The sequence below is a fragment of the Rhizobium sp. SG_E_25_P2 genome (assembly GCF_029892285.1).
Lineage (GTDB): Bacteria > Pseudomonadota > Alphaproteobacteria > Rhizobiales > Rhizobiaceae > Rhizobium_E.
Genome location: NZ_JARXVM010000001.1, coordinates 755,075 through 779,795 on the forward strand (window position 1 = coordinate 755,075; position 24,721 = coordinate 779,795).

A 24,721-nucleotide genomic window follows, 5' to 3' on the forward strand; every position below is an offset into this window, starting at 1 on the left:
CTCCTTCAGCCGATGACGTCGGTGTCGAAGCTGAACGGCAGCAATTCGTCCATCGTCATCGTCTTCTTTACGCCTGTTTCATCGCAAAGATAGATCCGGGTGTCGCGATCGGCGAATTCGGCGATCTTCTGGCGGCAACCGCCACAGGGCGGGCAGAGAGCCATCTTCTCGGCGATCACAGCGATCTCGACGATCTTCTTGGCCCCGCCCATGACCATTGCGCCGATGGCCGTGCATTCGGCGCACCAGCCCTGCGGAAAGGCGAGGTTTTCGATATTGGCGCCCTTGTAGATCATACCGTCCTCGGCGCGGATGGCCGCGCCGACGGGGAATTTGGAATAGGGCGCATAGCATTTGCCCATGGCGTCTTTGGCCGCCTCGAACAGCTGATCCAGCGACATGTCAACGCTCCTTCACATAGGGGACGCCGGCCGCCTTGGGCGGCATGGCCTTGCCGATGAAGCCCGCGAGCAATACGACGGTGAGGATATAGGGCAGCGCCGTCCAGAGCTGCACCGGGATCTCGCCGACCAGCGGCACCGGCTGGCCCTGCATGGCGATGGAGAGCGACTCCAGGAAGCCGAACAGCAGGCAGGTGAGCAGGATGTTCTTCGGCTTCCAGTTGGCGAAGACCAGGGCTGCGAGCGCAATGAAGCCCTTGCCCGCCGACATGCCCTTGGTGAAGCCGCCGCTGACCGCCATGGAGAGGAACGCGCCGGCGAGGCCGACAAAGACGCCGCCGAGCAGCACCGCCATGTAGCGCAGCCGGGTGACCGAGATGCCGGCGGTGTCGACCGCGCCCGGATTTTCGCCCACTGCGCGCAGCCGAAGGCCGAAGCGCGTGCGGTAAAGAATCCACCAGGTGAAAGGAATCATGGCGAAAGCGAAGTAAGTCAGCAGATGATGGCCCGAGAGCAGCCGCTCATAGATGACGCCGAGGCCGGGAATCTGGCCGATTTCGGCGGCAAAAGGCAGTTGCACCGTCTGCAGTTTCGCATCGCCCGCCAGCGACGGCGTGCGGCCGGCCATGTTGAACCAGGCCTGGCCGATGATGACGGTTCCGCCCATGGCGACAAAATTGATCGCCGTGCCGGACACAACCTGATTGCCGCGCTGGGAAATCGAGGCATAGCCATGAACCGCCGAGAACGCCACCGCGCACAGGATGGCGGCCGCAATGCCGAGGACTGCGGAGCCGGTCACGGCGGCCCCCGAGGCGCCGGCGAAGGCGGCGGCAAGCAATTTGCCCTCAAGCCCGATATCGACCACGCCGGAACGCTCGGCATAGAGACCGGCGAGCGCGGTCAGGATCAACGGCACCGACATGCGGATGGTGCCCTGGAGAATGGAGACCCACCAATCGATATTTTCCATGATCAGCCTCCAGCAGCTTCGGTCGTGGGCGCGCCGCCGCGGCGCATGCGGGCGAAGGTAATAGTGACGGCGGGACGGAACAGATGCTCCAGCGCGCCGGCGAACAGGATGACAAGACCCTGGATGATGACAATCATGTCGCGCGAGATATTGGGCATCTCGAAGGCGATTTCGGCGCCGCCCTGATAGAGCATGCCGAACAGGATCGACGCGAGAATGATGCCAACCGGATGCGACCGGCCCATCAGCGCCACGGCGATGCCGACGAAACCAGCGCCGGCGACGAATTCCTGCTGCACGCGGAACTGGTCGCCCATGATCGAATTGATCGCGAGCAGGCCTGCCAGCGCGCCGGAAATCAGCATGGTGACGATGATGATTTTCTTTTCCGAAATGCCGGCGTAACGCGCAGCGCCCGAGGAATGGCCGAGCGTGCGCATTTCATAGCCCAGCCGGGTGCGCCAGATCAGCAGCCAGACGAGATAGCAGGCGAGCAGCGCAAGCAGGAAGCTGAGATTGAACGGCGAATTTCGGTTGTCGAGGCCGAAGATCGCCAGAAGCCAATCGAGCTTGGGCAATTGTCCGCCGGCCTCGAAGGTGCGCGACTGGATCGCCATGGAGCCGAAGGGCTTGAAGACATTGATCAGCATCCACAGCATCAGGCTGTTGGCCATGTAGTTGAACATGATCGTGGTGATGACGATGTGGCTGCCGCGATAGGCTTGCAGCCAAGCCGGCACCAGCGCCCAGAGCGCGCCGGTGGCGATGCTGCCGACGATCGCCAGCGGAAACACCACATACCAGGGAAGCGTGGCGTCGAACATCAGGCAGGCTGCCGCCACGCCGATGCCGCCGATATAGGCCTGGCCCTCGACGCCGATATTGAATAGGCCGGCATGGGCGGCGACCGCCACGGCGAGGCCAGCGAAGATGAAATTGGTGGCGTAGAACAGCGTATAACCGACGCCCTCGCCGGAGCCGAAGGCGCCGGTGATCATCAGTTCGGCGGCGCGCAGCGGATTTTCGCCGACGAACAGCACGACGAGGCCCGAGATCAGAAAGGCCGCGATGAGATTGAGCAGCGGGATCAGGCCATATTCGGCCCAATTCGGCAGTTTGGCAAAGGGCGCGCTCATTCGGCTGCCTCCTTCTTGTCTTCGACGCCCGCCATCAGCAGGCCGATTTCCCCTTCAGGCGCATCCGGGCTGCGCTCGCCCACCACGCGGCCGGCGAACATCACCAGGATTCGGTCGGACAGCGAGCGGATCTCGTCGAGTTCGACCGAGACCAGCAGGATGGCCTTGCCGGCGTCGCGCATCTCGATGATGCGGCGATGGATGAATTCGATGGCGCCGACATCGACGCCGCGCGTCGGCTGACCGATGATCAGCACGTCGGGATTCTGCTCCATTTCACGCGCCAGCACGATCTTCTGCTGGTTGCCGCCGGAGAAATTGGCGGTCTTGAGCCGTGGATTGGGCGGGCGAATATCATATTGGGCGATCTTGGCTTCGGCGTCCTTGCGGATCGCGTCGATGTCGAGCAGCCAGCCCTTCGTATATTGCGGCGCGTTGTGATAGCCGAGAATGGCGTTTTCCGCCTCCTCGAATTTCAGCACCAGGCCGGTATGGTGGCGGTCTTCCGAGACATGCGCGAGGCCCCGGCGGCGCAATTCGGCCGGATCTCCGTGACCGGTGACGTCGACGGGTTTGCCGCCGAGCTCCACCCTCCCCGTGAGCGCCCGGCGCATGCCGGCGATGGCTTCCATCAGTTCCGATTGGCCGTTGCCGGCCACGCCGGCAATGCCGACGATTTCGCCTGCGCGCACATCAAAGGACACGTCGTCGACCATCGTCACGCCACGGCTGTCCCTGACGGTCAGATTGCGCACCGACAGCTTGACGTCGGCTGGCTTGGCCTCGCCCTTCTCGACGCGCAGCAGCACGCGGCGGCCAACCATCAGTTCGGCCAGTTCCTCCACCGTCGTCTCGGCCGTCTTGCGGGTCGCGACAATCTCGCCGCGGCGCATGACCGAGACCTCGTCGGTGATCGCCATGATCTCGCGCAGCTTGTGGGTGATCAGGATGATGGTCTTTCCCTGCTCCTTGAGCTGCGCCAGGATCCGGAACAGATGATCGGCCTCGGCCGGCGTCAACACGCCCGTGGGCTCGTCGAGAATGAGGATTTCGGCGCCGCGGAACAGGGCTTTGAGGATTTCGACGCGCTGCTGGATGCCGACAGGCAACTCCTCGATGGTGGCGTCGGGATCGACCTCCATCTCATATTCCTGCTCAAGCCGCTTCAGCTCGGCGCGGGCCTTGGCGATACCCTTGTTGAGAATGGGGGAATCCTCGGCGCCGAGCATGATGTTCTCGAGCACGGTGAAATTCTCGACCAGCATGAAATGCTGATGCACCATGCCGATGCCGGCGGAGATCGCCGCACTCGGATCCTTGATATGGGCCTTCTGGCCGTTGATGTGAATCTCGCCCTTATCGGCCTGGTAGAAGCCGTAGAGGATCGACATCAGGGTGGATTTGCCGGCGCCGTTCTCCCCGATTATGCCGTGGATGGCGCCTTTGCGGACCTTGAGGTCGATATTCTTGTTGGCGTGGACGGGGCCGAAACTCTTGTCGATGCCCTTGAGTTCAATTGCAAATTCGCTCATGACAGCCCATATCGGAACGGCCGGCCATCAGGGCGCGGCTTTCTGGACGATAGTGTTGAGGTTTGGGACGCCTGTCCAGCGGCTTTCGCCGGACAGCGACGGAGAAAACACCATGAGCGACGAAGACCTTTCGGCCCGTGTGACGCTGCTCGAGGAAACAATCGCGCATCAGAGCCGGACGATCGAAGATCTGTCCGGGGAGATCGCCGGGCTATGGAAAATCATCGACCAGCTTCAATTCCGCGTGGAACGGCTCACCGAGCAATTCCGGGCGCTCGAAGACGCCACGCTCGAAGCGCCTGTTATCGCCACGCCGCCCCATTATTGATTGTCAGCCCCGTTCATCCGCAGGGTTTTCATCCCAAAAAAGACCCGTCCCGACGCAAGCCAGGACGGGTCTCTCTATAGTCAGCCTATCAATAAGGGCACTTTTCATCCGACATATAGTCGTGCACCTGCACGGCGCCGGAGATGATGTCCGCCTTGGCCTTGTCGACCGCCGCCAGCATTTCGGGCGTGATCAGCGGCTTGTTGTTGTCGTCCATGGCGGCGCCGACGCCTTCTTCCTTCAGGCCGAGATTCTGGATATCGGCCACGAACTTGTCGGTCTTGACGTCGTTGAAGGAGTTGTAGACGGCCACGTCGACGCGCTTCAGCATCGAGGTCAGCACCTTGCCCGGCTGCATGCCGTTCTGGTTGGAGTCGACGCCGATGCCGAGCTTGCCGGCTTCTGCTGCAGCCTGGAGAACGCCGACGCCGGTGCCGCCGGCAGCGTGGTAAACCACGTCAGCGCCCTGGGCGATCTGCGACTTGGCGATTTCGCCGCCCTTGACCGGGTCGTTCCAGGCGCTCGGATCAGAGCCGGTATAGGCCTGGAACACTTCGGCGTCCTTGTTGACCGACTTCACGCCGCCGACATAGCCGCAGGCGAATTTGTGGATCAGCGGAATATCCATGCCGCCGACGAAGCCGACCTTGCCGGATTTGGCCGCCATCGCGGCGAGCACGCCGACGAGATAGGAGCCTTCCTGTTCCTTGAAGACGATCGACTTGACGTTCGGCTTGCCTGTTACAACCATGTCGATGATGGCGAATTTGGTGTCGGGATATTCGCCCGCGACCTTTTCGAGCGCAGCGGCCCAGGAGAAGCCCGCCACCACGATTGGATTGTTGCCGTCGCCGGCGAATTTGCGCAGCGCCTGTTCGCGCTGGGCGTCGTTGGCGATTTCGAATTCACGATAGGCGATGCCGGTATCGGCCTTGAACTTCTCGGCGCCGTTATAGGCGGCTTCGTTGAACGACTTGTCGAACTTGCCGCCCAGATCGTAGATGATCGCCGGCTTTACATCGGCGGCGAAAGCGGATGCGGCCATCGACGCCGTCGCCATCAGTGTCAAAAGGATTTTTTTCATTGTTCTTTCCCTGTTGCCTCACAGTTTTCGGAATTAGCCGGAGACCCCTCTAACGGCTCTCAACTAGCGGCCCTGCCTCTTTCCCTCTTGAGGAGGAGCGCCGGGCATCCTTGCATGGCTAGGGGAAAAATTCACCAAAAATTTTTCAATTGGTAAAAATCGAGCTGTCCTTCTGCATTATCTCACGAATTCAAAAGGATAGCTCCAAACACAGTCGGTTTTTTCTAGGCGACGCAGGCGACGCCCGTCCCCTTCAATCCACAATATCCACCAGGATTCTTGGCGAGATATTGCTGATGATAGTCCTCGGCGAAGTAGAGGGGACCGGCATCAGCGATCTCGGTGGTGATGCGCGCCTTGCGGCCCGCTCTGTCCAGAGCGGACTGATAAGCGTCGCGCAGCGCTTCCGCCACGCGCTTCTGTTCGTCACTATAGACATAAATCGCCGAACGATAGGTCGTGCCGATATCGTTGCCCTGGCGCATGCCCTGGGTTGGATCATGCTCCTCGAAGAACAGTTTCAGCAGCGGCTCAAGCGAAACGATCTTGGGGTCGTAGACGACGAGCACGACTTCCGTGTGGCCGGTCAGGCCCGTCGTCGTCTCCTGATAGGTCGGGTTGCGGGTGAAGCCGCCGGAATAGCCGACCGCCGTCACATGCACGCCCGAAACCTTCCAAAACAGGCGCTCGGCGCCCCAGAAGCAGCCGAGGCCGAGCAGGATCTTCTCCGTTCCCTCGGGATAAGGCCCCTTGAGCGGCTGGCCGTTGACGAAATGAGTCTCGGCGGTCGGCATTTCAGTCTCCCGTCCCGGCAGCGCATGGGCGGGGTCGGGCATCACGGTCTTCTTGTTGAACATGTCGATCAGGAACATGGTCTTGTCCTTTCCTTGTTCGATATATCGAAAGCGGCGCCAGAGGCCGCGGGCCGCGATATTCTCAGCCAAACCTGCGGCGCGACGGCAATTTGGCCGCAGCGATCGGACTACGATAGGCGGCGAGATAGAATATCAGCGCCAGGCACAGAAACACGGCGAATGCGGGCTGGGTCAGCAGCCAGGCGATGACATCGTCCCAGATGAAGTCGGACAGATGCGACTGCACATAGAGCTCGGCTTCCAGCACCACATCAGGATAGAGGCCGAACAAAGCATTGCCGAGCGAGGTAATCATCACACTGTTGGCCGCCACCGACTGGATCGAATCGATCACGCCGGCAATCACGGCTGAGGCCAGCAACACCATACTCGCGAATCGCAACACCAGCAGCATGCCGCCACCCGGACCTTTCTCCGCAAAGCTGTCCTGCGCCGGGCCATCTCGACCGGGCTTTCTCCGCTCCGAGCCCAAGAAGTAGCGGTCCGCGCCCCGACTTTCAATGCCGCCCCGCCATCGCCTTCATTTTCCGCATCAAAATTCTGTCATGAAGGGTTGATTATCGCCACAGCATCGGTATAGATCCCGCCCGAACGACGCGTCGGACGAAACCGGTCCAAATCAAGCGCTTCGCGACGCCCTCTCAGGGTGAAGGACAGGTGGCCGAGCGGTTGAAGGCGCACGCCTGGAACGCGTGTGTACGTGAAAGCGTACCGAGGGTTCGAATCCCTCTCTGTCCGCCATTTCCTACAACTTTCCTCATTAATTCAATTCCTTATCGGCTTGTTTGTCCAACTCCGCCGCCGCGTTGGACAATTGTTGCTGTTTGTCCGACCGTGCGGGCATCGTTTCGATTGCCGCATCAGCCATATGTTTCTGATCCGCCGCCCGCGTGTAGCGCTCAACTTCTTTGAGGGATTGATGGCCCGTTACGGCGGCGATGTAATTGGCGCTGTTGCCCGCCTCAGCCAGTCGCCTCGCCGCCGCTTTGCGAAGGCCATGCGCACTACAGTGAGGCAGACCAGCCTCGTCACAGCGGTCGCGAAACCAGTTGCCGAAGCCTGCCGCTGAGTAGGGTTCGTCCTTGGATGTCGCGATGAACGTCTTCTGATCGCGCGGAATATGCTCGATCGCCTCAATCAGCGACTGGTGCATCAGGATCTCAAGGCGTGCTTTCGTTTTCTCCTGCCGAACCTTGATCCGGGTTCCCGATACCAAATGCCAACCGAGCTGCACCGCGTCACCGCGCCTCTGCCCCAAATAGAGCATAAGCGTCATGGCAAGGCGCGCGGTCGTTCCGATCGGATGCCGAGCCTCAAAAGCCGCGATCTCGTCTTCCGTCCATGTGTGGAAGCCGTCCGTCTTCTTCTTATAGCCCTTCATCTTCGCGGTCGGATCGGTCTTGATCCATTCGAGATCCAGTGCATGACGCAAGAGGATGCGGAGCATCCGAAGCCGGTTATTCGCTGCTGCCGGAGTTTCGCTCAGCTTGCCAATCATGCTCTTCACATGACGGCGCTGCAGCTGTGCAACGGGCTTCTCCCCATCGAGCCGCCGAATTGTCTCGCAAATGTTTCGATAGGTGGACTGTGTCGCGGTAGACAAACCGCGAAACTCTGGCGAGCCATAGTAAGACGCAATCAGCGCGGCGAAACTCCCGGTCGGATTGCGCTTTTTACCGATCTCGCCCCGCGCCGCTTTCTCGCCCTTGAGGGCGGCCTGATACTCAGCGTCAAAGGCGTCGGACGGAAAGGCCGATTTCAGGTAGCAACTGAATGCGGCCCTTCGAAAACGCAACCGGATCTTGCCATGTCGATCGCGCGACGCAGTGACATGCTTGGGCAAGGGCGAGCGGGCGCGCCTATTCGTCGTCATAGACCTCATCCCATGGGTTGTGATCCGCCCTCGCGCGCGAGGAATGGCCGGCGGCAATGATTCGGATTCCCTTAGGGGTGCAGATGATTTCTCCGACCTCAAAGCCCGCTTTTTCAGCGCCCTTGATAGCCCGCGTCACGTCCGCTTGTGCGAATGCTGCCCCTCTTCGCGGTATGGCTGTGTGATTCATAGCCACCCTCACGCCGAGTGCATCTGCTCTGGCGCAAGCCCGAGCATGGATTGCAGGATCTCGGACATCATCCAGCCATAAGCGCAGATATCATCACCTTCGGTTACCACCTGAATGAAGCGCGCCTTCGCTGCGGCGTCCGCTGCTGTGCGACAGGGAAACTTGATGATCCGCTCCTCTATGCCCCACATGACATTGTAGAGCGCATCCAGTTTCTTGTCGGACTCATCATAAGCGGCCCTTGCCGCCGTCGAATTTCGATCTGCATTCAACAGATCTAGAAGCGCATCAGTGACATCGAGCGCGGCGTCTTTCTCGGCGCGGATATCCTTCCAGGCATCGAGATCCATAGCGAGCTGATCTGATACCCGATCGCCAGAGATCTGCATATTTGCAGACCCGGCGGCGAGCGCTGGAGCTGCCATCGCCGCCGCCGTAGCGGCGAGAACGCCGACCATGACATCACGACGCAGTATACCCGCTGAAGGGCTTGCATTTTCGGGAGCTTTGGGTGTAGAAAGCACCTGCATTTTAATACTCCTTGTCCAAGGGATGTGTTTAGAAAAAGGGCGCTGAAGCGGGTTCCTAGGCCGCTGCTTCAGTGCCCTTTTCGGTTTTCACGCAACCACCCGCCAGACCGACATTGATCAAGTGGCGGATCGCTTCCGCACGGGTCCTGATCCTGTTGAGGTAACTGTACTCGTCAATTCGCTCAACCAGCCCTCTGTCAAACATGACAGGAACCCTTTCTGTCTTCGCCTTCATCGCTTCAATCCTCGACAAACAAGCACAATCGGCGCTTTTTGTGCCGATTTTTACGTTATTGATCTTCGGCACGTTTTAGTCAATATGCACTTGTGCTTTTTGTGCCGATTTTTTCTGAGAGCAATGATGGTCAAGCCGAGAGAAAACAGAGTTCCTATGATGCTCTCCAACGAGGAATTGGAGGCGATCGATGCGTGGCGCTTCCAAAATAGAATCTCGACTAGATCGGAGGCAATTCGACGTTTATGCAAAATTGGCCTAATGTTAGACGCCAAACTAACCCCAACATATACAGCCATGAAAGCGCACGCGGCGGCACTTACGGACCTTACACAACATCTGAATGAATTTATTGGTAATGTCGGTTATCGCAATAAGGAAATAAAACAGATCGCACTTGAAATGGGCCACTCAAGTGTGACACTCACTAATCTATTGATAACAATTCGCGAACTTACTGCTGGTGCATACGAAATGAAACAGGACATACCTTTTGATGAGGCTTTGACAAATCACGAAGAAAATAGCGCCTATTTTGAAGATTTGTTGTCTAAACTGAAAACTACTATTGCGGACTATGAGGAATTTAGGAAACTGATTTAGTGGAGGCCGTGTCTATGCGTGGGACTGTTCCCGCATTCTGAGGGTCTGAATGGGTAGATCAAAACAACGGAAAGAGCAGTTTAAACGAGAGCACCCGAACTGTTACTTCTGCGGACATGCTGCAGATACAGTTGATCATGTGCCAAGTCGCGAGTGCTTCAAATATAAAGTCGGACCAGAAGGATACGATTTTCCGGCATGCGCCAAATGCAATAATTCTGCAGGAAGACTAGAACAGTCTGTGGCACTCTATCTTCATATGACTGATCTCTCTGCAAAAACACTTTCACCACAATACATAAAACTACTAAAGGGAGTGCGTAACAATAATATTGATAACCTTCCTACCAAGGTCGCGCGACCAGGTCAGATGCGCAGAGCCCTTCGCTCGCTTGGACTACAAGAATTTATTGGTAAGGAAGTTGCAGACTTCGAACTTGTTAAGATTCCAAAGACGCAGCATGAGGATTTTGAAAAATTTACGAGAAGATTGATGTGCGCATTATACTACAAGCATATGGGGACCATACTCCCGGCTGAAAATTATATCCACACGATGTATACTAGTGCAGCTAACCAACGGGCGATGCCACTTATTGAGTACGCGGCGCGTAATTTGCCGAACGTTGTTAAAACTTCACGCAAAAATACTGACATCGGTGATCAATTTGTCTATTTTTGGCGAGGCAATCCTGATAGTAATTTATTTATTTTTGTTGGAACAATAGCTAACGCAATCTTGTTTGCCGGCACAACTTGGGGGGCGGGTACTAAAAATTATACCGATAGGGGGACCCAGCATTCAGTTGACTTGCAGTAGACGTTTTCACGTCTGTTCCGGCTTCTGATAAGATTTCGGTCCAAAAAGCAAATCTTGGCTCTGGACCAATTGTTGCCATGCGACTGCCGATCCAGGCTCGGTTCGGGAATTAGCTCGTTAGCCGCATCGGATTATTTGTGTAAGTCCCAATCTATAAAGACCAAATCAGCGCTCTACCGCAACTTCTTGATAGCATTGCGCATCGCGCCACATTCTCGCGATATGCCGCTTTTTCGTCAGTCAAACAGCTCAATAGAAGAACGGTCTCGCGCTCGCGCCCCCGTGCTGCGCCTCCCTCCCAAACACTGCCGCGCCATTGCGCAGCACCTTGGCACGATTGACCACGATCGTATGTGGTCGAGTGCCGAACTCCACTAAATTCAGGGATTCAGCGTAGTTAACTTCGTTGAAAAGTTAGGGGTTGTAAGTGCAATGACTTAAATGCTTGGCTCTACTCCAATGCAATGGTCCGGTTGAAGGCCCCCTCGGAGAGCCGACACTATCGAAAATAGTGGTAGTCGGTACACTACATCTTTGCTGCCCAAACAGCTCTGCTCTCACGGCTTACCGGAATCAAGTAGAGGGTGCCAGCGTCTCGACGAACCGATCACTAGATACACGACCTTCAGCGTAGAATTGAGCCGCGTCCCGCACTCGCCGAATCAATGAGAGTACGACTTTAGAAAAAACTACCGTATCTGCGCCGCAAGCTTCTAACAAACGAGGCCCATTTTGCATTCCTACAGTATTAAGTAAATCATTCGTCATTCTGAGAAGCAACTGTCTGAGACCATCGCTAACATCGCCTGCAGATACAGTTCTTGAAAGCTGTCCTTCCCGACTCAACAACCTTCTGAGGGATAAATATTTTCCCGCTGCCGCGTCTGATCTATCTTTATACGCTTCGACGATGTCTGCGACTTCACGAAGAGCCTCCTGTTCCCCGCGAACCACGATTTCTCCCGGAGAATTGTAAGCTAATTTTTCGACGCGAAGAGCTTCCGAGGCTTGCGACTGGCTTTTCAAGCTGCGGTAGAATTGCGTATAGTCACCACCATGCGTCCATGAACGAGGCTGTATTTCGTCATGTAGGAACGCATCCAATAGATGAGATTTCTCGCCTCTCGTTTCGACGATGCGCGAAAACGAATAAATTTCATCTATCCGCCCAACAAACTTAGAGAAGTCCGCAGCGTCCCATTTTCCATCGATATGAAATGCCAAACGAGCAGGTTTAGCTAATTGCCGCTCTTTAAGCCGGTGAGTATGATTCGCCGAGAAGAAGCCTGGCTGGGGATAAAAATCATCGGACGCGATCTCATCCGCTTTGGCAGTGTCCAACTTGAACGTCTCACCGTCCTCAGATGAGGCCCAGTCAAAAAACGAATACCTGTTGGATTTACCCTGACGCAGAACATAGTTGAGGTCGACGCGCCCGGAGAGATATGCATCGAAGAGGCGATCAGAAATTTCGCAGCAAAAGAAGGGGAGTGCCATTTTGGCTCTCTCTTCAACCGCGACGGCTATCATCTTATAGCCTCTGTCTCCAGTAAGATATGCTATCTGAGGTTGGTCGTAGTAGACTAGAACCTGCTCAAGCTTTGCCGTTCTTGCGCGCCGTGGTTTTTTCATCGTACCGCTTCCACCGATCGGATGGACTTGCATGGTTCAAATCCGTGAAAAAACCAGAAGTCCACGTGGCGGGATTCCGGGTTCACTCGCGCCGCGCCTGCGTCCTCATTAACAGACACAAAAGCAGCGTAATTGAATTTCTTAAACCAAGGCAATAGGGCAAGCGCTTTAGCTTGAGCAACTGGTTTGTCCCCTGCCAAATAGGTCGAACATGACGCCCAGCTACAGGCATCGGGCGGGGCCTTTCCAGACCTGGACTGGACTGGAATTGGCTTTCCTTTAGCCGCGTGTGACTCGAAATCTCGATCATCGGGCTCAGAACTGGAAACCATCCGGATGACCACGCAATCATTCAGCGGATGCGCGTCGTTTGGTGGGCACTGTTCAGGTAAGACTTCTTTGTATTGCATCAATCGCTCCCAGCATTATTGCCTTAGCGAATGGCTCGCGGGAAATCAATCCTAGTGAGTATTTGAAGCTGCAATTGCCGTATTTGGCTCGCCCAGGAGATAGGAGCTAGAGATGTTGACTGACGTCACCGACAACCTTGAAGTCCTGGCCAAGAGTGTCCGCAAAGTGCTTACGTCCACACTCAATCTTCCTGCGCTCGTCACGCCGCAACTGCTTGACATCGGCTGGCGTGGTTTCTCTGACTAAGCACAGGCGGTCCTTGCCATCCCCCAGGTCCACTACAATCGCCCAATCGGGATTGTAAGCTGTTACGGGGGTGGGAACCTTGAACCAGCCAGGCAGCTTCACATACAGCTTAACTCGCGCGTCCCGTTCTAAAGCCTCAGCGAACGGGCGTTCGATTGTCTCGGAATCAACCTCGACGCCCGAAAGGGTGGTAGCAAGGTTCAGCTGGCTAAGCGCTAGATACGGAAGAGCACTCATCATCCATTCCTTTCCATCACGCCGCTGATGATGCTGGGCATCTTGTTGAAAATCTTGGATGTTGATGCAAGGCTTGAGGGGCGCTTTCGAAGGCCCGCCGTCGCCACGGCATACGCCCCCGAGATCACGTCGCGCGGCTTGCCGTGTAGAACGATCGAAAAGAGCGCCGCCTGCGCCCGATCTTCCGCCAACCCCGCGCCGATCAGGCCGCCGACGAGCACCGTCAAGGCCATTTCCTTCGGCGCTGTTCCGTCCTCAAGCTGTTTGACGATGTCGCGCATCACAGTGTCCCATTCCCATGTGAGCTGCATCTGCATCGGCAGCGTGAGATCGAACACATGGTGCTGAGGCCCGAATTTAAGCGTAACTGTGTTTTCGGTCATGTCTGATATACTACCTGCGAAAGGACGCCGCCCGCCGTCGAGCAAGGAACACGGCGGGCGGCGACGCGGCGGCATGGACCATTTCAAACACGCCGCCATTAAGCGACCGGCTGCGTTCCGGTGAGAAGGGTGAACGCCTTCTCATGCTCTGCAGCAATGTCGGCGCGGAGATGTGCAACGAATGCATATTGGTGATTGTCGGCGAAGCGCTCCCTGAGGACTTCGACCCGGAGGGAACTGCGTATACCGACGATCAGCTTTGCCCAATCGCCAGCGATGACAAAGGACTCGTTTGTTGCCGTGCCCAGGTTGGCAGGTATCGAAGTGGTCGTCAGCTGGGGGATGTTTTCAATAGCCGGCGGTATTCTCAGCGGCTGTCCAGTCCCATCCACGCTTTCGGCCAGAATGCCCTCGTCACGTGGCGACATGATGTAAGCCGTGACGTCGGAATTGACTGTCCGTAGAGCAGTGCGGGCACGGACAAGGTCGACATATCTGAGATTGTCGTTGACGCTGATCCCGGTCGTCAGCGCGCCGAAGTTCTTCACTCCTTTCGGCTGTGGCGCGACGCCAGTCCCCATGAGCGCAACTCGATCGAGCTCAAGCGCCATGGCCGACGCGATCACGTCCGGAAGAACATTCTCGACATTTAGGCTGTCTTCCAGCAACTCGCGTGACACCTTGACCATGACCATGAGGCTGCGAGGCGTCAGCGTGACATTGGTAAATGTCGGCTCGCTCTCCGCAACCGAGCCGTTTTCCGAGCGCCACCCCGGAACGGGATCGGTGGCTACCTTTGCGATCTGTTGATTGTCAGAGAAAAGCGGAACGGTTTGCGCGCCGGCCCTAAAAACAACGGCCTTTGAGCGCAAGCGATCGATCATTCGCGCCGAAAGCAGCGTCGGAACCGTGTAGCCGCCAGCAGAGTCCGAACCTTCCGACAGCGCTCGCCGCTCGATGTCGTTCCGCCCGCCAGTGACCATCGCGCACAGAAGCGCGCCCTCGGAAAGGCCACGGTACTCGTCCCTCGGGCCGCCATCAGTTGCGCGGCGGCGCGTAAAGTCCACCATCGACTGACTGGATCGCAGTGCGTAGGCAACATTGACTTCACGATTTTCGAGAGCAGCACCGCCATCGTCGGTGTATGTGTATTCACCATCGTCCGTAGCGCGGCCCTCGATCTTCTGCGTCAAGCCGGGGCGACGGGAAACACCGCTGCCGCCTTTGCTGCTCCGCACTTCGGTCTTGATGTGACGATCGAGCTTTGCGTCGATTTTGTCGATCGCCTCGATAATTTCGTCATGGCGCTTTTCAACGCCTCGAACTTTGGCGACGCCGATGTTTTCTTCATTGAGCGTATCAAGTGCTTGTCTGGCCTCCGCCACCAGATCTTCGCGTTGGCGGATGAGGCCCTTCATTTCATCCGAAATCGGGATGCCCGCGCGTTCTGCATCTGCTTCATTGAGGTGGATTGTCATTGCTCTTCCTCTGGGGTTGCTAGTGTGCTCAAGCATCTCAGCGGATGCGATTTGCGACAATTGGGAGAGAGTGGGTTGCAATAGGTTGGATTGGGTTATCCCGGACCAACCCTGACAAACCTGATGAGATCCACCTCGACGGCGCACCATCGACCACAGACCTTTCGCACAGGTGAGCCGGCCTCTTTTGAGAGCCGATCGCGGACAAAGTCAGCCGAACAGCCGATTTTTGCGGCGATGTTTTCGGCTCCCCAAATGACCTTGATCCGCTCTGAGGGTCGATCGATCGCACTCTCCAAACGGGCGGGGTTTAAGTTGTCGCGGGCGTTCATAGTGGTTTCCTAAAGTTCTGACAGGAGTGAGATGAACCCTTCATCGCGGGATACCGGATGACGAGTGGATCTGCGGCAATCCGTTGAGCAAAAGTGCGGAAGGCGACCAACACGGCCAGGCTTCACGACAATTGGAGATCGGCATGCCCGGCAGATCGTCGGAACATCGCGCCGATCCCCGAAGTCAATGCGCCAGGCGCGCCGCTGCCCGATCGCGTGGGCCGTGCGGCAACCATCAGAGCAAAACCGATGCGGTCGCCCCTTCGATTGACGAAACTCAAACGGATATCCGCACTCAGCGCAGGCAAGGGCCTTTGGAGGTGGTAGGTTCGACAGCGGCTTGCCAAAAAGATCGCACGGGAGAAATTCCGGAGATCCGGTCAAGAAATGCTGTTTTTGAGGATTTCGCAACATCAAGCCTTGCCTATCATATTGTTTTATTAAGGTAATTTCTTCCAGCCGTCTGAGTTGGATCAAGCAGCAGTCAACCGACCCGAAAAAACTCGCCAGCACAGGAAAAATCTCTGAATGTGGGGGACGCGGGTCCATGAACGGAACTGGTTTTGGTTTTGACCCTCCCCCTCCGGGTGTCATGCACCAGCGTCAGCATCGACGCGCCTCCGCCAACGGAGGGCCGCGCCTCTCAGAGAGTGACGGCCTTCGGCCTTTGTCGCTTTCAGATACACGCAAAGGGTGCGGACTAGGCCGAGCCGTTTCTGCTCTCTCCCTCTCAAGAGCCGAAAGCAACGGTTCCACTCCCTCGGAGAGAAGAGATTTTACTCCAGTTCTTGAAGTGCTCAAACGTTTGAACCCTATGGCTCGCGCCATCCAGTTCAGCCAAGTCTTCGAGATCACTCGAATGATGTTGGTGAGGTTGCGCGCCTTGCCACGCTGAGGGCGCTCGGTGACGAGAAGATGCTGCCGACCCTTCTCCCGAGCCTTCCGCAACGCGTTTTGGACCGTAGTCCTGCACACGCCAGCAATGCGCGCGATCTCGTCCAGGCACTTATCGCAGTAGGTCTTGCGCTTGCACTCTTCAGCGATCACAGCCAGCGCCGCCCGCTCTCCCTCGCTGTAGTGATCGCGGACATCAGGCGGCATTGATCCGCCACCGCCCCAACGACGGCGGCGCTCGATCGCCTTGCGCTTCTCTTCAGGTGTTGGCTTGGCTTTGGCTGCAGCCTTGATGACTTTCGCTGCCGACGCACCCGCCTGCTGGCGCTCATGTGCGAGCGTCGCCGGCTTTGTGCCCTGACCGCTTGCGAAGCGCCGCACATCATCGGGCGCGGCCCTTTGGGCGAGACGCGGTAGAGTTCGCAGCAATGCTGAGGAAACAGGAAAGCTGCTCACTGCTCCGCCCCCGCATACTTCAGCGCCCGCGCCAGACGCAGGGCCGTCAAGGCTTCGCGGTTGGTGAGCGACCATCTCTTGCAGATGAACGGAAAGAGCGGTTCCTTGATCTGGTCGCGGTGTTCCGCAAGCCAGTGCGCCGCCGCATGGATTGCGACGGATGCGGCTGTATCGGGAAGCCTTGGCGAGGCGACTTTATCAACCGCTGTGGATGCCAACGCGTTGGGAAACGGATTGAAATCACCAGTGTTTTCAAGGGCCGAATTTTCGGGGTTAGGTAATCTAAGCGTCTGATTTAGCTCTGGCGGGGCATGTCCTCTCTGTCCGCCATTTTACCAAAAACATCAGCGCGTTGTCATAGCCGTGCTAACCTTGAGCAATCTGCCTCCCCTGCTCCGTCAGCTCAAACCATCGTCTCATTGTCCTGGGATCCTCGCGGATAATCCGGATCAGCGGCGGCGTGTCTTGCAATTGATGGACTGCCCGGAGAACAAGCGCGTGCTCCAGGCCGAGATGGCCGGAAAGGCTGCGGCTATCAGCGGGCAAACCGCAGGCAGCCGCAGTGAGTAGCGCCGCCTGCACAGGATCAAGACGCGGCGCGCGGGCGATGAGGCGGTCGACCTCGGCGAGAAACGCCGCGATCTCCTCTTCTTCGCTCACGCTGCGCTCAGCAGGCGGAACGACACGAGGATCGACTTCGAGGTCGGCGTGTCGCTCTCTTCGCCGGCGCTGTCGAGGGGCGCCAGCGCGTTGAGCTCGGGATAATAGCCCGCGACGCTGCCGCGCGGAATGTCATAGGGCGCGAAGCGGAAATTGCGAGCGATGCGTTCGACGCCGTCGTCCCATTCGCCCACCACATCGGCCCGATCGCCCGCCTTGGCGCCGAGCGCTTCGAGATCGGCCGGATGCATGAAGATCACCTGCCGCTCGCCATAGACGCCGCGATAGCGGTCATCCAAACCATAGACGGTGGTGTTATACTGGTCATGCGAGCGGAAGGTTTGCAGCGCGAAGCGATTGTCCGCCGCCAGCGCCTGCTGATGCACCGTCGCTCTCGGCAGCTCGCCGGAGGAGAATTCGACCTTTCGCGACGGCGTGGCCCATTCGCGATGGGCGGCGCTGTTGCGCAAATGAAAGCCGCGCGGCTGGCGCAGGCGGCGATTGAAGTCGTCAAAGCCGGGTATGGTCGCCTCGATATGGTCGCGGATCAGATCGTAGTTCTCCGACAGCGCCATCCAGTCGATGCAGTCAGCCCCGACGGTCGCTGCGGCGATGCCGGCGATGATGGCGGTTTCCGAACGCAGATGCGGCGAGGCCGGTCGGTTGATGCCGGCCGAGCCATGCACCATGCTCATGGAATCCTCGACGCTGATCAGCTGCGACTGTCCCTCGGAATTGAGATCCATCTCCGTGCGGCCCAAACAGGGCAGGATGAAGGAGATCTCGCCGGGCGTCAGATGTGAATGATTGGGCTTGGTGGCGATATGAACCGTAAGCTTCAGTCGCTTGAGCGCGGTTTCGACCAGCGCGCTGTCGGGCGTGGCGCGCGCGAAATTGCCGCCAAGGCCGATAAACGCCTGGGCGGAGCCGTCCAGCATCGCGCCGATCGCCGCCAGCACATTATGCCCGTGCTGGCGCGGCATGGGCAGGCCAAAGCGCGCTTCCAGCGCATCGAGAAACGCGTCTCCAGGCTTTTCATTGATGCCGACGGTGCGGTCGCCCTGGACATTGGAATGGCCGCGCACCGGGCAGAGACCCGCGCCCGGACGGCCAATATGGCCGCGCAGCATCATAAAATTGGTGATTTCGCGGATGGTGGCCACCGAATGCAGGTGCTGCGTCACCCCCATCGCCCAGGTGGCGATCACGCGTTCGGCGCCGAGATAGATCGCGGCGGCCTCTTCAATCTCCGCGCGGCTCAGCCCGGACTGATCTTCGATCTCATCCCAACCGGTCGCATCGACGGAGGCGCGATAGGCGCCGAAACCCTCGCAATGCTTGGCCAGGAAGTCACGGTCGAGCACCGAGGCGCGGCCGGCGGCCAGAGCCGCGTCGTCAATGGCGAACACCGCCTTGCTCATGCCGCGAAAGGCGGCCATGTCGCCGCCGAGCCGCGGCTGGACATAGCGGCTGGCGATGGGCGTCGAGCCCGCATGCAGCATTTCGAGTTTGTCCTGCGGATCGGAAAAGCGTTCGAGGCCCCGCTCCCTCACCGGATTGAACACCACAATGCGGGCGCCCCGCAGGGCGGCGCGGCGGAGATCGCCGAGCATGCGGGGATGATTGGTGCCAGGATTCTGCCCGACGACGAAGATCGCGTCCGCCTGTTCGAAATCCTCGAGCCGCACCGTGCCCTTGCCGACGCCGATCGCCTGTCGCAACGCCACGCCGCTCGCCTCGTGGCACATGTTCGAGCAATCGGGAAAATTGTTGGTGCCATAGGCGCGGACGAACAATTGATAGAGATAGGCCGCCTCATTGCTGGCGCGGCCAGATGTGTAGAATTCGGCGCGGTCTGGACTGCCGAGCCCCTTGAGCAGTGCGCCAATCTCAGCGAAAGCGGCGTCCCACTCGACCTTGAGATAGCGATCCGACGCCGCGTCATAGCGCAAGGGATGCGTCAGACGGCCATGGCGTTCGATCTCGTAATCGGACAGCAGGCGCAGATCGGAGACGCGATTCTGGGAGAAAAAATCCGGCGTCGCGCGTTTCTCGGTCGCCTCCCAGGCGACCGCCTTGACGCCGTTCTCACAGAATTCGAAGGACGAGCCATGTTCGGGATCGCCCCAGGCGCAGCCCGGGCAGTCGAAGCCATCGGGCTGGTTGGCCTTCAGCATGGCGCGCGCGCCCGACAGCGGAGCGCCGGTTTCCAGGAGCCGCTTGCCGCAGCTTTTCAACGCGCCCCAGCCGCCGGCGGCCGAGGACTTCTTTCCGAGAAAACTTGTTGTCATCGGTCAGGTATTTGACGAACGCCAGAAAAGATCAAGGGCGCGACTCCAATCGCGTGATAGAAAAATACAATTGCAGCGCAGCGTTACCGGCTCCTGGGCTCGGCCGTCTTCGGCATTTTTCTTTGGCGAAGCTGTCGATTGCCTCTATGGGAGACTGAGTGCAGCCCGAGATCCCTCCATGCAGACCATCACCGCCGTCGCGCGCCATGTCGTCGAGATCAAGAAGAGCCGGTTTATCGTCGCTGCTGCGCCCGTCACCGACGAGGCCGCAGCCAAGGCCTTCATCGCTTCCGAGAGCGACGCCTCGGCCACTCACAATTGCTGGGCCTACCGCATCGGCCAGATCTATCGCTTCAACGATGACGGCGAACCCTCGGGCACAGCGGGCAAACCCATCCTGCAGGCGATCGACGGGCAGGATCTCGATGGCGTGGCGGTCGTCGTCACCCGCTTCTTCGGCGGCGTTCTGCTCGGCTCCGGCGGGTTGATACGCGCCTATGGGGGATCTGTGGCTGAATGCCTGCGGGCAGCTGATAAAATCCGGCTCACGCCGCAGGTGGAAAAGGGCTTGCGGCTCGTCTTTTCCGATCATGGATTGATAAAATCGCGCCTGGAGCGCATAGAGGGCGCAACCGTCCTGTCGGAGGCGTTTGGCGCCGACGGGATATTTCTTCGCTGCCTGTTGCCGTCCGATCAGGCTGATGGGGTCATCCAATCACTGATCGACCTCACAAGCGGTCGGCTTGTGGTCGACAGCCAAGACGGTCGATCGGGAAGTCAATGATGGTGTTAGTCGGCTAATTAATGACCGCGACTGTTTGAAGAAGGAAATTTCATGCCGCCCCAGTCTCTATCGCGCATCTTTACGGACTGGCTCATTCTTCTTCTCATCTCGACGGCATTCGTGACGGGGCTCGAAGTCTTCCATCTTCCGGCGGCGCTGTTGCTGGGGCCGATGATCGCCGCGATCATTCTGGCGGCGGCGGGCCGCGCCGCACCGGTGCCGAAACAGGCGACCTTTATCGCCCAGGGCGTGATCGGCTGCCTGATGGCCAAGGCGATCCCGCTGGATCTGCTGGTCGAAATCGGCCGGGCCTGGCCGATCTTCCTGTCCGGCGTCGTCTCGGTGATCGCCGTCTCCGTCGGCTTCGGCTGGTTGCTTGCCCGCATGCAGGTGCTGCCCGGCTCGACCGCCATCTGGGGCTCCGTGCCCGGCGCAGCCTCCGCCATGACCATCATGTCGGAGAGCTTCGGCGCTGATATGCGGCTTGTCGCAATCATGCAATATATGCGCGTTCTCTGCGTGGCGCTCGCCGCAGCCCTGGTGTCGCGGATGTTCATCGGCGAGACGGGCGCCGCCCAATCGGTCATCTGGTTTCCGCCCATCGACTGGGCGCCGCTCGGCCAGACGGCGCTGTTGATCGCCGTCTCCGCCGTGATCGTGACCCTCGCCAAGATTCCGGCCGGAATGATGCTGGCGCCGATGGCGCTCGGCGCATTGCTGCAGGATCTCGGGCTGATGCAGATCGAATTGCCGCCGTGGTTGCTGGCGGCGAGTTACGCCGTGGTCGGTTGGGGCATTGGCGGGCGGTTCACCCGCGCGATCCTCGTCTATGCGCTGAAAGCGCTGCCGCGGGTGATCGCCGCAATTCTCGCATTGATCGTGATCTGCGGCGGCTTCGCGTATGTGCTGGTGCATGTCGCGGATGTCGATCCCCTGACGGCCTATCTAGCGACAAGTCCCGGCGGGGCCGATACCGTGGCGATCATCTCCGCCTCGAGCGATGTCGACGTGTCCTTCGTGATGGCCATGCAGCTCGCCCGTTTCCTGTTCATTCTGGTCACCGGACCGGCGTTGGCGCGGTTGGTGGTGAAATGGTCGGGCCTGGACAGGCCGGCGGGGCCGGCCTGAGACGGCGGGGCCGGCCTGATCCTGTGTTGCCGTCGATCAGCCTTCGAGCCAGCGCACCTCATCCGGCGTCAGCGCTATATCGAGCGCCGAAAGACTGTCTTCCAATTCGCCGAGTGTGCGCGGCCCGATCAGCGGGATCACCGGGAAAGGCTGCGCGAGCACATAAGCCAGAGCGATGTGAATGGGGCTACGGCCTTTCTTGGCGGCAAGTTCGTAGGCGCGGTCGCGGCGGATGAAATTCTGCTCCGAATACCAGCAGCGGACGATTTCCTCCTCGTCGAAGCGGTCTCGGCCGGCGCGGTCGGTGAAGAAGCCGCGCCCCTGGCTCGACCAAGCGAAATTGGGCGTCTGATGCTTGATCAGCCACTCTTTCCATTGCTCATCGGAAGCGGCGACGCAGCCGGCCCAGATCGGATTGATCATCTCGGCCAGCGAGAAATTGTTCGACAGCGCCGACGGCGCCCGCTTGCCCGCCTTCTCGGCATAGGCGATGGCCGCATCCATGCGCTCGCGCGTCCAGTTTGAGCCGCCGAAGATGCCGCGGATTCGTCCCGCGCCCACTTCCGCATACATGGCGTCGACGAATTCACCGACCGGTACATCGGGATTGTCGCGATGCATGCAATAGACGTCGACATAATCCGTCTTCAGTCTGTCCAGCGAGGCGGTCAACTGCTTGCCGATCTGGTCGGGATAGCAAAGCGGCGAATGAACGCCCTTGCCGATCAGCACGATCTCCTCGCGATCAATGCCACGGCTCGAATGCCAGTCGCCGAACACCGCTTCGGTGACGCCATTGCCATAGACATAGGCGGTGTCGAAGAGATTGCCGCCCGCCTCAAAGAAGGCGTCGAGCGTCAGCGAGGCCGAGGCGAAATCCGGGAAGAACTCGAAGCCCAGCGCCACGGTTGACGCCTGCTTGGCGAGGCCGGGAATGGCGCGCCGGGGTACCTTATGGCGCGCCTTCACGACATCGCCGGCGATGTTTTTGGTCCTGAACGCTGGGGTCTCAAGTTCGTATTTGAGCCCGACCGAGCCGCGCCAGGCGTCCATGGCGCGGAGATTACCGAGCGAGTCGGCCCAGCCCATGCCGGGGGCGCTGAATTCGCGTTCGCCGGCGCGGATGGCGTCTGCAGCCGCATCTGCTTCGAAGGAATAGAGCCAGCGGTCCTCCGGGCATTCGATAGTCTCGCGTGACCCATCCTTGCGGAAGAGTTCGATTCTCCCGACGCCGCCTTTGTGGCCGGCGGCGAACCAGAAATCGGCGACCTCCAGCCGTCCTTCCGAGCCGATCACCCGGAGAACATTGTCCTGATTGGCCATGATCGAGCAGGAGACTTCGGCGATGATGTCGTTGCCGAATTTCAGCACGGCCGAGGCCCATTCATCGACGCCGGTTTCGCCGAGCCGTGCCGCGCCCGTGACCTTGACGGGATCGAGGAAGGGCTTGTCCTCGACCGCGCCGGCGATCAGTCGCGCCATCGAGACAGGATAACCGCCGACATCGAGAATGCCGCCGCCGGCTGACGCCTGTGAGAACAGCCTGTGATCGGGGCGGACGCCGCCCATGTCGAAGCCGAAGCTCGACTTGATCAGCCTGACCTCGCCGATCACGCCCGAGCGGATGAGGTCGATCAGTTTCAAAGTCTGCGGATGCAGCCGGTACATATAGGCTTCGCCGGCAAAGACGCCGGCCTTGCGCGCTTCGTGATAGACGGCGTCAGCGTCGAAGGCGGTCAGCGCCAGCGGCTTTTCCACCAGCACATGCTTGCCGGCGCGGATGGCCTTGATTGCCCATTCCGGGTGGGATGGGTGCGGCGTGGCGATATAGACGGCCTCGACCTCGGGATCATCGATCAGCGCCTGATAGCCTGAAACGATGCGGGCGCCGGGGAAGTGCTCGGCTAGACCGGGCTTGTCGGGGTTGCGCGTGCCGATGGCTGCGATACGGCCGGTTCTCGAATGGGCGACGCCGTCTGCAAAGGTGCGGGCTATCGTGCCGGGGCCGATGATGCCCCAGCGCAGTCTGTCTTCCGTCATGATCGTGCTCCTCCCGATCGGGACCCGCCGGACATCCAATTGCCCGGGAGGTCCAGCCCAGCCAGGAAGGGCCGGGCAAGATTAGCGCAGGCGCTGACCCGCGCTGTCGAACAGAAACGCCTGACTCGCCGAAACGCCGACCGTCATCTTGTCCGCCGCACGGCTGTCGCGGCTCTCCTCATGCTCGATGATGATCTGCTCGCCCGGCTTGAGATGGGCGTAGATATAGCTGGTATGGCCAAGATGTTCGGTGACGTCGACCGTGACTGTCAATTGTGCGTCGCCCTGACCGGCTTTCAGGAAATGTTCGGGACGCAGGCCGATCGTGACCTTGTCGCCCTGCTTGAGCGCGGCGGCGATCGGCAGCGTCACCTGCGTCTCTGGTTGGTCGTCCAGCCCCACTGTGATCTGGCCGCCTTCAGCCGAGATCACATGGGCCGGCAGGAAGTTCATCTTCGGCGAGCCGATAAAGCCGGCGACGAAGACATTGTCGGGATCGTCATAAAGCTTGAGCGGCGCGCCGACCTGCTCCACCTTGCCCGCGCGCAGCACGACGATCTTGTCGGCGAGCGTCATCGCCTCGACCTGGTCATGCGTCACATAGATGATGGTGGCGTTGAGTTCCTTGTGCAGGCGCGCGATCTCGACGCGCATATGCACGCGCAGTTCCGCGTCGAGGTTGGACAGCGGTTCGTCGAACAGGAAGACATCGGGATTGCGCACGATGGCGCGGCCGATCGCCACGCGCTGGCGCTGGCCGCCGGACAGCGCCTTGGGCTTGCGGTCCATCAGCACGTCGAGTTCGAGGATCTTGGCGGCGGCCGAGACGCGACGATCAATCTCGTCCTTGGCCATGCCGGCGAAACGGAGCGCGAAACCCATGTTTTCGCGCACCGTCATATGCGGATAGAGCGCATAGGTCTGAAACACCATGGCGATGCCGCGCTTGGACGGGTCAACGTCGTTCATTTCGACGCCGCCGATCTTCAAGCTGCCCGAGGTGATGTCCTCGAGCCCCGCGATCATGCGCAGAAGCGTGGATTTTCCGCAGCCCGACGGGCCGACAAAGACCACGAATTCGCCGGACTTGATGTCCAGGTCCACGCCCTTGATCACATCAAGCGATCCGAAGATCTTGCGGATCTGGGTGAGCGACACATCTGCCATGG

Annotated in this window: 26 protein-coding genes and 1 tRNA gene; 6 read left to right on the forward strand and 21 right to left on the reverse strand. The window is 59.2% G+C overall.

What is annotated here, in order from left to right:
• Window positions 1-5: 5 nt before the first annotated feature.
• The 4 genes from M2360_RS03615 to M2360_RS03630 are packed head-to-tail and all read right to left on the reverse strand — an operon-like array spanning window position 6 to window position 4,042.
• A complete protein-coding gene (locus M2360_RS03615; RefSeq protein ID WP_280772987.1) occupies window positions 6-401 on the reverse strand; it encodes a cytidine deaminase in 396 nt (131 codons plus the stop codon).
• Between the two features lies 1 nt (window position 402).
• Entirely contained in the window at window positions 403-1,374 is a 972-nt protein-coding gene (locus M2360_RS03620; protein ID WP_280772988.1) for an ABC transporter permease, read from the reverse strand.
• Between the two features lie 2 nt (window positions 1,375-1,376).
• Complete coding sequence (locus M2360_RS03625) at window positions 1,377-2,510, reverse strand: ABC transporter permease (protein WP_280772989.1); 1,134 nt, start codon at window positions 2,508-2,510, stop codon at window positions 1,377-1,379.
• Entirely contained in the window at window positions 2,507-4,042 is a 1,536-nt protein-coding gene (locus M2360_RS03630; protein ID WP_280772990.1) for an ABC transporter ATP-binding protein, read from the reverse strand. The genes M2360_RS03625 and M2360_RS03630 overlap by 4 nt, the downstream gene beginning before the upstream one ends.
• Before the next feature lie 112 nt (window positions 4,043-4,154).
• On the opposite strand from M2360_RS03630, the gene M2360_RS03635 reads away from it, so the two are divergent.
• Complete coding sequence (locus M2360_RS03635) at window positions 4,155-4,370, forward strand: SlyX family protein (protein WP_280772991.1); 216 nt, start codon at window positions 4,155-4,157, stop codon at window positions 4,368-4,370.
• Between the two features lie 88 nt (window positions 4,371-4,458).
• Here the strand turns inward: M2360_RS03635 and M2360_RS03640 are convergent, their stop codons facing one another.
• The 3 genes from M2360_RS03640 to M2360_RS03650 all read right to left on the reverse strand — a co-directional run bounded on the left by M2360_RS03640 (window position 4,459) and on the right by M2360_RS03650 (window position 6,723).
• Window positions 4,459-5,454 carry a BMP family ABC transporter substrate-binding protein gene (locus M2360_RS03640; RefSeq protein ID WP_280772992.1) on the reverse strand — a complete coding sequence of 332 codons (996 nt, stop codon included), beginning with the start codon at window positions 5,452-5,454 and terminating at the stop codon, window positions 4,459-4,461.
• 224 nt (window positions 5,455-5,678) lie between these two features.
• Window positions 5,679-6,326, reverse strand: a complete 648-nt coding sequence (gene msrA / locus M2360_RS03645) for a peptide-methionine (S)-S-oxide reductase MsrA (RefSeq protein WP_280772993.1) — start codon at window positions 6,324-6,326, stop codon at window positions 5,679-5,681.
• Window positions 6,327-6,390: 64 nt separating this feature from the next.
• Window positions 6,391-6,723: a hypothetical protein gene (locus M2360_RS03650; protein WP_280772994.1), complete on the reverse strand. Its 333-nt coding sequence runs from the start codon at window positions 6,721-6,723 to the stop codon at window positions 6,391-6,393.
• Window positions 6,724-6,980: 257 nt separating this feature from the next.
• Here M2360_RS03650 and M2360_RS03655 point away from each other — a divergent pair.
• A tRNA-Ser gene (locus M2360_RS03655) sits at window positions 6,981-7,070 on the forward strand.
• A 19-nt stretch (window positions 7,071-7,089) separates the two neighbouring features.
• Here the strand turns inward: M2360_RS03655 and M2360_RS03660 are convergent.
• The 3 genes from M2360_RS03660 to M2360_RS03670 all read right to left on the reverse strand — a co-directional run bounded on the left by M2360_RS03660 (window position 7,090) and on the right by M2360_RS03670 (window position 9,229).
• Complete coding sequence (locus M2360_RS03660; RefSeq protein ID WP_280772995.1) at window positions 7,090-8,202, reverse strand: tyrosine-type recombinase/integrase; 1,113 nt, start codon at window positions 8,200-8,202, stop codon at window positions 7,090-7,092.
• Between the two features lie 198 nt (window positions 8,203-8,400).
• Window positions 8,401-8,922, reverse strand: coding sequence for a hypothetical protein (locus M2360_RS03665; RefSeq protein WP_280772996.1), 522 nt, complete (start codon window positions 8,920-8,922; stop codon window positions 8,401-8,403).
• A gap of 55 nt (window positions 8,923-8,977) precedes the next feature.
• The gene (locus tag M2360_RS03670) at window positions 8,978-9,229 is read right to left on the reverse strand and encodes a hypothetical protein (protein ID WP_280772997.1); all 252 of its coding nucleotides are present in this window, start codon (window positions 9,227-9,229) and stop codon (window positions 8,978-8,980) included.
• A 54-nt stretch (window positions 9,230-9,283) separates the two neighbouring features.
• Between M2360_RS03670 and M2360_RS03675 the strand changes: the two genes are divergently transcribed.
• Both M2360_RS03675 and M2360_RS03680 read left to right on the forward strand, forming a co-directional pair.
• Entirely contained in the window at window positions 9,284-9,760 is a 477-nt protein-coding gene (locus M2360_RS03675) for a hypothetical protein (RefSeq protein ID WP_280772998.1), read from the forward strand.
• A gap of 49 nt (window positions 9,761-9,809) precedes the next feature.
• Window positions 9,810-10,580, forward strand: a complete 771-nt coding sequence (locus tag M2360_RS03680; protein WP_280772999.1) for a hypothetical protein — start codon at window positions 9,810-9,812, stop codon at window positions 10,578-10,580.
• 573 nt (window positions 10,581-11,153) lie between these two features.
• On the opposite strand, the gene M2360_RS03685 is transcribed toward M2360_RS03680, so the two are convergent.
• The 9 genes from M2360_RS03685 to M2360_RS03725 all read right to left on the reverse strand — a co-directional run bounded on the left by M2360_RS03685 (window position 11,154) and on the right by M2360_RS03725 (window position 19,600).
• On the reverse strand, window positions 11,154-12,245 hold the full coding sequence (locus tag M2360_RS03685) for a hypothetical protein (RefSeq protein WP_280773000.1): 1,092 nt from the start codon (window positions 12,243-12,245) through the stop codon (window positions 11,154-11,156).
• A complete protein-coding gene (locus M2360_RS03690; protein WP_280773001.1) occupies window positions 12,209-12,622 on the reverse strand; it encodes a hypothetical protein in 414 nt (137 codons plus the stop codon). Before M2360_RS03690 ends, M2360_RS03685 begins: the two co-directional genes overlap by 37 nt.
• A 106-nt stretch (window positions 12,623-12,728) precedes the next feature.
• Window positions 12,729-13,106 carry a hypothetical protein gene (locus M2360_RS03695; RefSeq protein ID WP_280773002.1) on the reverse strand — a complete coding sequence of 126 codons (378 nt, stop codon included), beginning with the start codon at window positions 13,104-13,106 and terminating at the stop codon, window positions 12,729-12,731.
• Window positions 13,106-13,489, reverse strand: a complete 384-nt coding sequence (locus tag M2360_RS03700) for a GTA-gp10 family protein (protein WP_280773003.1) — start codon at window positions 13,487-13,489, stop codon at window positions 13,106-13,108. The genes M2360_RS03695 and M2360_RS03700 overlap by 1 nt, the downstream gene beginning before the upstream one ends.
• Before the next feature lie 98 nt (window positions 13,490-13,587).
• Window positions 13,588-14,967, reverse strand: a complete 1,380-nt coding sequence (locus M2360_RS03705) for a phage major capsid protein (RefSeq protein ID WP_280773004.1) — start codon at window positions 14,965-14,967, stop codon at window positions 13,588-13,590.
• Between the two features lie 95 nt (window positions 14,968-15,062).
• The gene (locus tag M2360_RS03710; protein ID WP_280773005.1) at window positions 15,063-15,299 is read right to left on the reverse strand and encodes a hypothetical protein; all 237 of its coding nucleotides are present in this window, start codon (window positions 15,297-15,299) and stop codon (window positions 15,063-15,065) included.
• Window positions 15,300-15,902: 603 nt separating this feature from the next.
• A complete protein-coding gene (locus M2360_RS03715; RefSeq protein WP_280773006.1) occupies window positions 15,903-16,649 on the reverse strand; it encodes a hypothetical protein in 747 nt (248 codons plus the stop codon).
• Between the two features lie 366 nt (window positions 16,650-17,015).
• Window positions 17,016-17,309, reverse strand: coding sequence for a hypothetical protein (locus M2360_RS03720; RefSeq protein ID WP_280773007.1), 294 nt, complete (start codon window positions 17,307-17,309; stop codon window positions 17,016-17,018).
• Complete coding sequence (locus tag M2360_RS03725) at window positions 17,306-19,600, reverse strand: FdhF/YdeP family oxidoreductase (RefSeq protein ID WP_280773008.1); 2,295 nt, start codon at window positions 19,598-19,600, stop codon at window positions 17,306-17,308. Before M2360_RS03725 ends, M2360_RS03720 begins: the two co-directional genes overlap by 4 nt.
• A 178-nt stretch (window positions 19,601-19,778) precedes the next feature.
• On the opposite strand from M2360_RS03725, the gene M2360_RS03730 reads away from it, so the two are divergent.
• A complete protein-coding gene (locus M2360_RS03730) occupies window positions 19,779-20,384 on the forward strand; it encodes a YigZ family protein (RefSeq protein WP_280773009.1) in 606 nt (201 codons plus the stop codon).
• Window positions 20,385-20,435: 51 nt separating this feature from the next.
• Window positions 20,436-21,512, forward strand: a complete 1,077-nt coding sequence (locus M2360_RS03735; RefSeq protein WP_280773010.1) for an AbrB family transcriptional regulator — start codon at window positions 20,436-20,438, stop codon at window positions 21,510-21,512.
• A 36-nt stretch (window positions 21,513-21,548) separates the two neighbouring features.
• On the opposite strand, the gene M2360_RS03740 is transcribed toward M2360_RS03735, so the two are convergent.
• Both M2360_RS03740 and ugpC read right to left on the reverse strand, forming a co-directional pair.
• Entirely contained in the window at window positions 21,549-23,552 is a 2,004-nt protein-coding gene (locus M2360_RS03740; protein WP_280773011.1) for an aldo/keto reductase, read from the reverse strand.
• An 81-nt stretch (window positions 23,553-23,633) separates the two neighbouring features.
• Window positions 23,634-24,719, reverse strand: coding sequence for a sn-glycerol-3-phosphate ABC transporter ATP-binding protein UgpC (gene ugpC, locus M2360_RS03745; RefSeq protein WP_280773012.1), 1,086 nt, complete (start codon window positions 24,717-24,719; stop codon window positions 23,634-23,636).
• Window positions 24,720-24,721: the final 2 nt, after the last annotated feature.